Annotated in this window: 3 protein-coding genes; all 3 read left to right on the top strand. The window is 53.4% G+C overall.

Annotated elements, in window-relative coordinates; genetic code table 11:
• Positions 1-288: 288 nt before the first annotated feature.
• The 3 genes from ABD843_RS10355 (at position 289) to ABD843_RS10365 (ending at position 11,880) form a co-directional block, all read left to right on the top strand.
• Positions 289-4,287, top strand: a complete 3,999-nt coding sequence (locus ABD843_RS10355; RefSeq protein WP_345082585.1) for a tail fiber domain-containing protein — start codon at positions 289-291, stop codon at positions 4,285-4,287.
• A gap of 83 nt (positions 4,288-4,370) precedes the next feature.
• Positions 4,371-8,348, top strand: coding sequence for a tail fiber domain-containing protein (locus tag ABD843_RS10360; RefSeq protein ID WP_345082587.1), 3,978 nt, complete (start codon positions 4,371-4,373; stop codon positions 8,346-8,348).
• A 94-nt stretch (positions 8,349-8,442) separates the two neighbouring features.
• Positions 8,443-11,880, top strand: a complete 3,438-nt coding sequence (locus ABD843_RS10365; protein WP_345082590.1) for a tail fiber domain-containing protein — start codon at positions 8,443-8,445, stop codon at positions 11,878-11,880.
• Positions 11,881-11,887 lie beyond the last annotated feature (7 nt).

Below are 11,887 nucleotides of genomic sequence, written 5' to 3' on the forward strand. Positions count from 1 at the left end.
TATATATAGTATCTAAATATCAAGAGCCATTCGTACCTACGAATGGCTCTTTTTTTGCTATTACATCCCTGGACGTGAACAGAGTATGTTATTGTGTAAAATAACATATATTATTGTTGATTACAAAATAATAACCCGATATTTTGCAGGTGTTTATAAAACACATATTGCATGATCTGTTTGATCGTTGTATCATTGTCTTTATTTGTTTCTAATATACTTCTTATGAAAAGGACAAATACCCGCCGATCGCATGTCTACAGTTGCATATGTATATGTGTAATGGCAATGGCTGCGAACAGGGCCAATGCACAGGGCATAGCCATGAATACAGATGGTTCGCCGGCGCATAGCTCGGCCATGCTGGACATCCAGTCGACCACGCGTGGTCTTTTGGCCCCTCGTATGACACAGATGCAGCGTGATGCGATAGCAGCGCCCGCTACGGGCCTGCTCATATACCAGGTAGACGGTACTGCGGGCTTTTACTACTACAATGGTATCGCATGGACCGCCTTCAGCAGTGGTGGTGGTAGCGGTGCGCATTGGGACCTTTCGGGAACCGACATATTCAATACTAACGAGGGTAATGTAAGGATAGGCAGCAGTGAACTGCTGCCGACCGCAAAACTGCATGTCTTTGGTACAACGGCGCTGGGCGAATATAGCACGGCGAGCGGAGGAAATTCGGTGGCTATGAGCGGCGGTACTACAAGTGCCGAGGCGGTAAATGCCGTAGCCATGAGTGGTGCTACGGCGAGTGCACCGGGCGCTGTGGCCATAGGCCGAGCTGATGATCATATGCCCGGCTCATTGGCCAGCGGGCTCAATTCTTTTGCGGCAATGGGTGGCCAGGCCACAGGGCAGAGGGCAGTAGCGATAGGTAATTTAAGCTCGGCATGGCCTTCTATAGCTTCCGGCATGTCTGCAACTGCACTGGGCGGCGGTAATGCTACCGGCGACTTTTCTGTGGCTATGGGTATGAGTGGCCCTTATTCTGTAGCATCGGGTATGTACTCAACTGCTTTTGGTGGTGGTAATGCCAGTGGAATGAGCGCTACGGCATTTATGGATGGTACTGCCAGTGGTGACCACTCATTTGCTGTAGGCGGCATCGCCAATGGAATCGGTGCATATGCCTTGAGCGGCGGCGCCAGTGGTAACTACTCATTTGCTTTTGGTGGTAGCGCCAGTGGTGATAACTCTATAGCTATAGGTACATCTATATATACAGTAGCTTCTTCATCTTTTGCACTAGCTATGGTAGGTGGTAATGCCAGTGGGCAAAGCTCTGTGGCCATAGGCAATGATGGAATATTCAATACATCCCGTGCTGAGGGTATGGGGTCTATAGCGCTGGGCGGTGGATATGCCTATGGCGCCGGGGCGATGGCACTGGGAGCAGGAGATATGTCAATGCCATCTACTGCAATGGGAAGTAATTCTTTGGCAGTAAGTGGCGGCCAGGCTTCCGGTGCCGGATCTTTTGCATTTGGTTCGTCGGGAAGCGCGAACGGAGTACATTCAGCAAGCATCTATGGCAGTGCTTCAGGGGAAGGCGCTTTTTCACTATGGGGTAGTGCTGCAGGCAATTATTCTATGGGCATGATGGGAACGGCCACTGGTAATTCTTCGGTGAGTATAAGAGGAACAGCATATGGAGAACAGTCTGTGGCGATAGCCGGTGGTGAGGCAGGTGGTGAAAGCTCAGTGGCCATAGGCCGTGCTTTATATTATAATTCGTCAGCCATGGGGACATCGTCACTGGCTATGATGGGTGGAAATACTACAGGCAACAATTCTGTGGCCATAGGTATGGGAGATATATTTACAGGTGGGGGAGTCTCATCAGCGTCGGGTGGTTTTGCTACTGCCATAGGTGGTGGTAGTGCAGGTGGCACTAATTCATTTGCCGCAGGCCAATTCAGCAATGCTGCCGGTGATGGCTCAGTTGCCATTCTTTATGGTAATGCCAATGGGCATCAGTCAATAGCTCTTAGGGGGAATGCCCTGGGAGACCATGCTACGGCAATTGGCGGCGGTAATGCATATGGGCATACCTCGGTATCGATAGGGCCAAGTTCTGCATATGGCGTTCAGTCTGTTGCGATTCAAGGAGCTCTTGCAAACGGATATTCTTCGTTCGCTGCAAATAATAGTACTGCGCATGGGCAATCCTCGACAGCAATAGGGCCATACAGTACTACATCGGAAATGGCAGAATTGGCCACAGCTATAGGTGGCGGACAGGCAGAGGGCGCATATGCAGTGGCTATAGGGATGGGTACCGGCTGGCCAGCATCATCAGTGGCAAGCGGGCAATACTCTACAGCCATTGGTGGTGGCAATGCATCCGGTATGGGAGCATTTGCAGTAGGCCAGTCGAGCACTGCCGCCGGTGAACGAGCTATAGCTATGAGCGGTGCCCAGGCCAACGCGCCTATGTCTTTTGCGGTACATAACGGGAGCAGTACAGGGCATGAGGCGAACTATGCAACTGCTATGAGTGGTGGCCAGGCCAACGGGCCATACTCTGTAGCCATAGGGCAGGTATCAACGCAATCTACAGCGGTAGGCTATGGCTCTACAGCTATGGGCGGTGGTGTGGCCATGGGCTATGGATCGGTGAGTATCGGAAGTTATATTTCATCTTCTTATGCTGTTGGCAGCGGGTCTGTGTCGATGATGGGTGGCCAGACCAATGGTGACTACTCTGTAGCAATAGGCTCTTCTATGGCGGCAGGCTCTAATGCTTCAGGCGCTAATGCTACAGCCCTGGGTGGCGGAAGTGCCGGTGGCACTGGTTCTTTTGCGGTAGGTTATGGCAGTAGTGCCGGTGGTGAGGGTGCAGTTGCGTTCCATGCCAGTACTGCAGCAGGTGGGGAGTCTGTAGCTATGAGCGGTGGGTTCACCTCGGGTAGCAGGGCTACCGCACTTAGTGGTGGGCAAGCATCGGGAGATAATTCGGTGGCTATAGGTAATACCTATTTCGGACCAGCTAATGCCAGTGGTATCAATGCTATCGCATTGGGCGGCTATGCTGCAGGCTTGGAAGCAATAGCTATCGGTAACCAGAGTGGATATGTGGCTTCGGCAAGTGGAGATCACTCCTTTGCTGCTGCCGGAGGCTGGGCTGCGGGCCCTGAATCCATTGCCATTGGGAATAGCTTCTTTGGTCGAGCTATAGCCTCGGGTGGCAATGCCATAGCCATGGGCGGGGCGCATGCCGAAGGACACAATTCATTTGCGGTAGGGCCAGGAGGTCATACTTTAGGTAATAGCTCTGTGTCTGTGGCGGGTGGCGATGCGACAGGGGATGGCTCTGTAGCTATAGGACGGTCGGGGAGTGGAATAGCCTCTTTAGCCGCTGGCAATGTTACAACAGCGATAGGCGGCGGGCGGGCCACAGGTGCGGAGTCTATTGTACTTGGCATGGGCTCTGCTGAAGCAAATTCATCGATAATTATCGGTGGCGGATGGGCGTACCCAACGGCTACCGGAACTATAATAATAGGTAGTTCACAGGCAGGAGGTGCGAACTCGCTGGCCATGCATGGTGGCTATACCGGTGGTTATAATTCGGTAGCTATAGGGACGGACATATATAGCAACGGTGCAGAAGCGAATGGTGCCAATTCGCTGGCACTTGGCGCTCATGTAACTGCAATGCACGAAGGATCTTTCGCATTCGGCGATCATTCATCATCTTATCCCGGTACCGCTACCACCAGTGACAACCAGATGATGATGCGCTTTGCAGGCGGCTACAAGCTGTATAGCGATGCCGATGCTACCGTGGGTGCGCAAATAGCACCCGGTGGCAATAGTTGGAGCACCATAAGCGACCGCAGGAAGAAGGAGAATTTCACGGTGGTGAACGGTGAAGAGTTCCTTGATAAGATATCGAAATTCAGGCTGACAAGCTGGAACTATAAGGGACAGGACCCTAAGCTATATAGGCACTATGGTCCTATGGCGCAGGATTTCTATGCGGCCTTTGGCCACGACAAATATGGTACTGTAGGTAATGATACCACCATCAACCAGGCCGATATGGAGGGCGTGAGCTTTGTGGCTATACAGGCACTGGAAAAACGTACCCGCGATATGCAGGCCGAGATAGACAGGCTGACGAAGGAGAACACTGACCTGCGCAAAGAGAATAAGGTGATAGTGAACAATAACGAAGCTATACTAAAAGACAATGCGACCCTGAAGGCAGAGATAAATGACCGAATGCAGAACATGGAAGCACTGCTGCGTAAGGCCAATACTGCTACCCGGTAAGTGATGCGCGCCAGCATACCGGCAAAAGAAATAATTATAGTTACATAAAGAGAATATCGTTCCCAAAGTAGATCATACACGCTATGAAAATAAAATATACTCGTAAGATGCAGTTGTATGGCTGCATTTGCATGTTGGTGATGGCTGCCAATAAAGCCAATGCACAGGGCATAGCCATGAATAACGATGGTTCTGCAGCACATAGCTCTGCAATGCTGGACATCCAGTCTACCACGCGCGGTCTTTTGGCCCCGCGTATGACACAGGTCCAGCGCGATGCGATACCCGCACCCGCTACGGGCCTGCTTATATACCAGGTAGACGGTACTGCGGGTTTCTACTATTACAATGGTACCGGCTGGACCGCCTTTAGCAGCGGCGGCGGCGATCATTGGGGATCGGAGGCCGGTCACATATTCAATACCAATACCGGAAATGTGGGAATAGGTACGACCGAGCCCACTGCCAGGCTGCAGGTCTTTGGTAATGCGGCCTTTGGCCTGTATAGCCTGGCCGCAGGGTTTCATTCTACTGCCATGGCAGATGGTATAGCTTCGGGGGAGAACTCTGTGGCCATGACCGGTGGTACCACAAGCGGCGGGGCATTCCATGCTACAGCCATGAGCGATGGCGCGGCAAACGCAGCAGGTGCCGTAGCTATAGGACGTGCCGACTTTATGACACGTTCTGTTGCCAGCGGGGAAAACTCCTTTGCTGCAATGGGTGGGCAGGCTACGGGTCTTAGCGCGGTAGCCATAGGTAACCTGAGCGGTGCGTGGCCTTCTGTAGCCTCGGGCAGGGCTGCTACAGCCCTGGGTGGTGGCAATGCCACAGGTGATTATTCGGTGGCTATGGGTATGAGTGGCCCCTTTTCCACTGCATCGGGCATGTACTCAACTGCCTTTGGCGGTGGTAATGCCAGCGGTACAAGCGCTACCGCGTTCATGGATGGTACAGCCAGCGGCGACCGTTCATTTGCGGTGAATGGTATTGCCAGTGGCAATGGTGCATTTGCGTTAGGTGGTGCTGCCAGTGCCGATAATGCTATATCCATTGGTTCAGGATATACGGTCGCGACAATGGCATCTGCTCCATCGGCGGTGGCGATAGCAGGTGGTACTGCCAGTGGGCAAAGCTCTGTGGCCATAGGCCGAACTCCCGGCGGATGGGATGGCGCTACTGCTGGTGCTGATGGCGCAGTGGCCATAGGCACCAACGGTTCAATGTCATCGCGAGCCACAGGGCTCAATGCTACGGCTATGGGTGGTGGTAATGCCAGCGGTATAAATGCAGTGGCAATAGGTAGTATGGGGCCGGTATACTCTGCGGCATCGGGCGACTTTACTACTGCGCTGGGTGGTGGGTCGGCTATTGGTGCCGGCTCTATCGCAATAGGAAATTCAGGTGTGGAATTCGGAGGCTTTCCTGCTTATGCCAATGGCATACGATCGGTAGCGATAGGGGCCGGCACCGCTAATGGAACAGATGCGGTAGCATTGGGTAGCTATAGCCTGGCACAGGGAGATGTATCTTTCGCTACAGGATATAGCCGGACCGGCAGTACAGCATATGGGGCCACAGCATTGAGCGGTGGTATAGCCGATGGCGCCAACTCATTGGCAGCAGGCAGGTATGCAGCAACAATATCTTTCGCATCGGGCACAAGCTCCATAGCATTGGGCGGTGGAAATGCAATGGGAGAGGCATCTGTAGCGATAGGAACCACCCCTGATGGATTAATAGGATCTGCTGCAAATGGTACCTTTTCCACCGCTATAGGTGGTGGTATGGCAGAAGGAAGCAGTGCGGTGGCCATAGGTGTCGGTTCATTTGCTGGTTCGTTGACATATTCGAGGGCAACTGCAGAAAGGTCTTACGCTTTAGGTGGCGGTCATGCTTCCGGTGTTAATTCTCTTGCTTTTGGTCCTCTTGCTTATACTGTTGGAGAAGGGGCTGTAGGGCTTTGGGGCAATGCAAGCGGAGCAGGTTCTGCAGCGTTCAGCAATGGTATGACGGGAGGTGATGGTGCTACTGCAGCAAGTGCAGGGCAGGCATATGGAGAGTATTCAGTAGCTATGGGGCGCAGTAATGTGGCCGGAACAAGCGCTGCCTCGGTCGGCCCAGGTTCTTTGGCCCTGATAGGTGGATATGCTACGGGAGCAGATGCGGTGGCAGTAGGTAGTGATGGCATTTATACACAGTCGCGAGCATATGGTAATGGCGCTACGGCTCTGGGCGGCGGATATGCCATAGCGAATGGCTCACTGGCTGTGGGCAGTGATGGTGTGACCGAAGGAAATAATTCTGTGGGTATACATGGTATTGCGAACGGACCGTATTCTCTTGCTACCATGAATGGTGTCACAGGGCCAGATGCGTCATATGCAATGGCATTAGGCGGTAGTTTCGCCAATGGGCCGGCATCGGTGGCCATCGGCCAATCGGGCGGTTGGGGCTCTTTCGCCAATGGCGCTAGTTCTACAGCTATAGGCGGTGGCCAAGCCGATGGTTCTCAGGCGGTGGCCATAGGTAGTTATATCGGACGATCGTATGCCGCTGGAATGCTTTCACTGGCTATGATGGGCGGCTATGCCACCGGCGAGAATGCTGTGGCAATAGGGTCCGGCATGTGGTCGGGATCGCAGGCAAGTGGTAATAATGCCACTGCTATTGGAGGAGGCACTGCAGGTGGTGATAATTCATTTGCGGTAGGTAACAGCAGTAGTGCAGGTGGAAATGGTTCTACAGCGCTGGGTGGAAGTACTACGAGTGGCGACCTAGCTGTCGCTATGAGTGGCGGGTTTGCCAGTGGACCTTGGTCTACAGCTATGAGTGGGGGCAATGCCAGTGGCGAAAAGGCCGTGGCTATAGGCATCAATTGGTTCGGTCCGGCCAGTGCCAGCGGGCTGCATGCTATTTCTCTCGGCGGCAATGCCATAGGCTCTGATGCTATAGCTATGGGCACCCAGGGTGGATACATAGCGGCGGCCACAGGCAACAGCTCTATAGCAATTGGCGGTGGTCATGCAAGTGGTTTCGAGGCTATAGCTATCGGTGGTAGTGTTTATGGCTCATCCGGAGCTGCCGGCGACAACTCTATAGCTATGGGTGGAGCCACAGTCACAGGTTATAGGGCTTTTGGTGTGGGCTATGGCGCTTCTGTGAACGGAGAGAACTCGGTGGGATTATTTGGTTCTACAAATGCGCCGAATTCTGTAGCCATGAGCAGCGGCAGCATTATGACGGAGGCTTCTTATGCCACTGCTATGAGTGGCGGCCTGGCATACGGGCCATATAGCGTTGCCATTGGGCGCAGTTCAACATATATATCCAATACCGGTGGGGTCAATGCTTTTGCAGCAGTAGGGGGTGGCGCCGGTGGGCAGGATGCGATCGCAATGGGCGAACAGACCCAGGCGACAGGAAGAAGCTCTGTGGCCATAGGCAGCTTTGTATCGACCAATGACAGACCAGGCTCTTTTGCGCTGGGCGACTATTCTACCGGTATGTCTACCATCAACGATGCCGACAACCAGATGATGATGCGCTTTGCAGGCGGCTACAAGCTGTATAGCGATGCCGATGCTACCGTGGGTGCGCAAATGGCGCCGGGCGGCAATAGCTGGAGCACTATAAGCGACCGCAGGAAGAAGGAGAATTTCTCGGTGGTGAACGGTGAAGAGTTCCTTGATAAGATATCGAAATTCAGGCTGACAAGCTGGAACTATAAGGGGCAAGACCCCAAACTGCACCGCCACTATGGCCCTATGGCGCAGGACTTCTATGCGGCCTTTGGCCACGACAAATATGGTACTGTAGGTAATGATACCACCATCAACCAGGCCGATATGGAGGGCGTGAGCTTTGTGGCCATACAGGCACTGGAAAAACGCACCCGCGACCTGCAGGACCAGGTAGACCGCCTGACCAAGGAGAATACTGCGCTGAAGGAGAACAATAGCCAGGTGCTAAGAGCGAATGAAGAGCTAAAGGCAGAATTGGGTGGCCGTATAGAGGCCATAGAGAACGAACTAAGAAAGACGAAGACCACCGGTAAATAACGAAGAAAATAACTCTTACAAAAAAGGAAAGGATATAAAATAATTACTCCTAAAAAAATAATATTATATTTTAATTTTAATCCCCTTATAAAATATGAAAAAGTACAGATCGGTCTGCATGCTGGTAATGGCCATGGCTGCATATGAGACTCACGCCCAGGGCGTTGCCATTAATAATACAGGCGATCCCGCACATGCCTCGGCCATGCTGGATGTACAATCGACAACGCGCGGCTTGCTTGTGCCCCGTATGTCCACTGCCCAGCGCGATGCCATAACAGCACCCGCTACCGGCCTGATGATATTTCAGACAGATGGCACCGAAGGTTACTACTACTATAATGGCACCGTATGGACCGCCCTCGGCGGTGGCGGCAGCACCAGTAGCTTCTGGGATGCTATGGGGCCGGATATATATAACAACAATTCCGGCAATGTGGGTATAGGTACGTCAGTGCCTAGCGCTAAACTTCATGTAGATGGTACCTCGATCATTTCGGGAGGATATATAACTCCGGGTCGTTTCGGCTCTACGGCCATCAGTGGTGGTAGTGTCTTTGGCGATAACGCTACTGCCATAGGTATGTCGATGTCAGGACCGTCCTTTGCCGGTGTGCAGTATTCAACAGCACTTGGCGGTGGGCAGGCCACCGGTTTTGGCTCGTTGGCAGCAGGTAGCGATGGCTTCATACCTTCAGAGGCCAGTGGCCAGTATGCTACAGCTATGAGTGGTGGCGTTGCTACGGGCACTACTTCGGTAGCGCTGGGCGGCAGTGAATACTGGCGGTCGCGGGCTGAAGGTAATTATGCTACGGCGCTTGGCGGTGGCCAGGCAATGGGCAGCAACGCTACGTCCATAGGCGTCAATTCCAGCGCCTATGGTTATGGCAGTGTAGCTCTTGGCCAGTCTGCGGCACAGGGCGATTATTCTGTAGGCATCAATGGTTATGTAGGTTTCGGTGTTATGAGCGCTACGGCTATCAGCGGTGGCCAGGCGATGGCCAATAACTCTACTGCCATAGGCATGTCAATGGCCGGGCAGTCTACCAGCAATGCGCAGTATGCGGTAGCAATAGGCGGAGGCCAGGCCAATGGTATAAGTTCATTTGCGGTAGGTAATTATAACGGCTATACGCCATCAGAGGCCAATGGCCAGTCTGCAGTAGCTATGGGCGGTGGCCGTGCCACCGGCTATGGTTCGGTAGCTATGGGCGGCAGCGATTATTCGCGGTCGCTGGCTGAAGGTAATTATACTACGGCGCTTGGCGGTGGCCAGGCAATAGGCAGTAACGCTACGTCCATAGGTGTCAATTCCAGCGCCTATGGTTATGGCAGTGTAGCCCTTGGCCAGTCTGCGGCACAGGGCGATTATTCTGTAGGCATCAATGGTTATGTAGGTTTCGGTGTTATGAGCGCTACGGCTATCAGCGGTGGCCAGGCCATGGCCAATAACTCTACCGCCATAGGCATGTCGATGGCAGGGCAGTCTACCACTTCGGGGCAGTATGCGGTAGCACTCGCCGGTGGCCAGGCCTACGGTACGAGTTCATTTGCGGTAGGTAACTATAACAGCTATACGCCATCAGAGGCCAATGGCCAGTCTGCAGTAGCTATGGGCGGTGGCCGTGCCACCGGCTATGGTTCGATAGCTATGGGCGGCAGCGATTATTCGCGGTCGCTGGCTGAAGGAAACTATGCTACGGCACTTGGCGGTGGCCAGGCCATGGGCAGTAACGCTACGTCCATAGGTGTCAATTCCAGCGCCTATGGTTATGGCAGTGTGGCTCTTGGGCAGGCTGCGACACAGGGCGATTATTCTGTAGGCATCAATGGTTATGTAGGTTTCGGTATTATGAGCGCTGCGGCTATCAGCGGTGGCCAGGCAATGGCCAATAACTCTACTGCCATAGGCATGTCAACGGCAGGGCAGTCTACCACCAATGCGGAGTATGCGGTAGCAATAGGCGGAGGCCAGGCCAACGGTACGAGTTCATTTGCGGTAGGTAACTATAACGGCTATACGCCATCAGAGGCCAATGGCCAGTCTGCAGTAGCTATGGGCGGTGGCCGTGCCACCGGCTATGGTTCGATAGCTATGGGCGGCAGCGATTATTCGCGGTCGCTGGCTGAAGGAAACTATGCTACGGCGCTTGGCGGTGGCCAGGCAATAGGCAGTAACGCTACGTCCATAGGTGTCAATTCCAGCGCGTATGGTTATGGCAGTGTAGCCCTTGGCCAGTCTGCAGCACAGGGCGATTATTCTGTAGGCATCAATGGTTATGTAGGTTTCGGTGTTATGAGCGCTACGGCTATCAGCGGTGGCCAGGCAATGGCCAATAACTCTACTGCCATAGGCATGTCAACGGCAGGGCAGTCTACTACCAATGCGCAGTATGCGGTAGCTCTAGGCGGTGGCCAGGCCAATGGTACGAGTTCTTTTGCGGTAGGTAACTACAACGGTACTGCGCCATCAGAGGCCAGTGGCCAATCTTCTACCGCCCTGGGTGGTGGCCGTGCCTACGGTCATAATTCGGTAGCGCTGGGTGGCAGCGAATACTGGCAGTCGCAGGCCAACGGCAGCTATGCTACGGCGCTTGGCGGTGGCCAGGCTCTTGCCATGAGCTCTACAGCCATAGGCGCTTATGCTAATGCGAGCGGCAATAACAGTATAGCCCTTGGCCAGTCTGCTGCAGCACAAGGCGATAATTCGGTCGCCCTGAACGGGCAGGTAGCGCCCGGTGCTAACAACTCTACGGCTATCAGCGGCGGTCGAGCGGGGGCCAGCAGTTCTACGGCCATAGGCATAGGGAGCTCAACATGGTCTACTACCACAGGTGAATACGCGGTAGCTATAGGTGGCGCCCAAGCCGCGGGCACGAGCTCGTTCGCAGTAGGTAATACTACAGCAAGCGGCAACAATTCTAGCTCAATGGGTAACTCGGTATCTACAAACTTCATGAACGGCGCTTTTGCTATAGGCGATAATTCTGCTGTTGCTGCTTTTACCAACAACGATGCCGATAACCAGATGATGATGCGTTTTGCGGGTGGTTATAAGCTGTATTCTGATGCTTCTGCTACCGTGGGTGCCGAAATGATGCCCGGCAGCAATAGCTGGAGCACTATAAGCGACCGCAGGAAAAAGGAGAACTTTGCACCGGTGAATGGTGAGGAGTTCCTGAGCAAGATATCTCAGTTCAAGCTCACTAGCTGGAACTATAAAGGACAGGAAGTTGCCAAACACCGTCACTATGGCCCAATGGCGCAGGATTTCTATGCAGCCTTCGGCCATGATAGCTATGGTGCTGTGGGTAACGATACTACCATCAACCAGGCCGATATGGAAGGTGTAAGCTTCGTAGCCATACAGGCGCTTGAGAAGAGGACACGCGACCAGCAGGCAGAGATAGAAGAGCTGAGGAAAGAGAATGCCGCACTGAGGGCCCGCTCTGAAAAGGTAGCTGAACTGACCCAAAGGCTTGAGGTGATAGAAGCAAGCCTCTCTGGTTTCAACGGTATGACTAAAAAATAATTATGCA

The sequence above is a fragment of the Nemorincola caseinilytica genome, assembly GCF_039540515.1.
GTDB classification, from domain to species: Bacteria; Bacteroidota; Bacteroidia; order Chitinophagales; family Chitinophagaceae; genus Nemorincola; species Nemorincola caseinilytica.

Bases quoted from the DNA above. Each gene is read 5' to 3' on its own strand.
- ABD843_RS10355 (WP_345082585.1), top strand. From the start codon at position 289: ATGGCTGCGAACAGGGCCAATGCACAGGGCATAGCCATGAATACAGAT.
- ABD843_RS10360 (WP_345082587.1), top strand. From the start codon at position 4,371: ATGAAAATAAAATATACTCGTAAGATGCAGTTGTATGGCTGCATTTGC.
- ABD843_RS10365 (WP_345082590.1), top strand. From the start codon at position 8,443: ATGAAAAAGTACAGATCGGTCTGCATGCTGGTAATGGCCATGGCTGCA.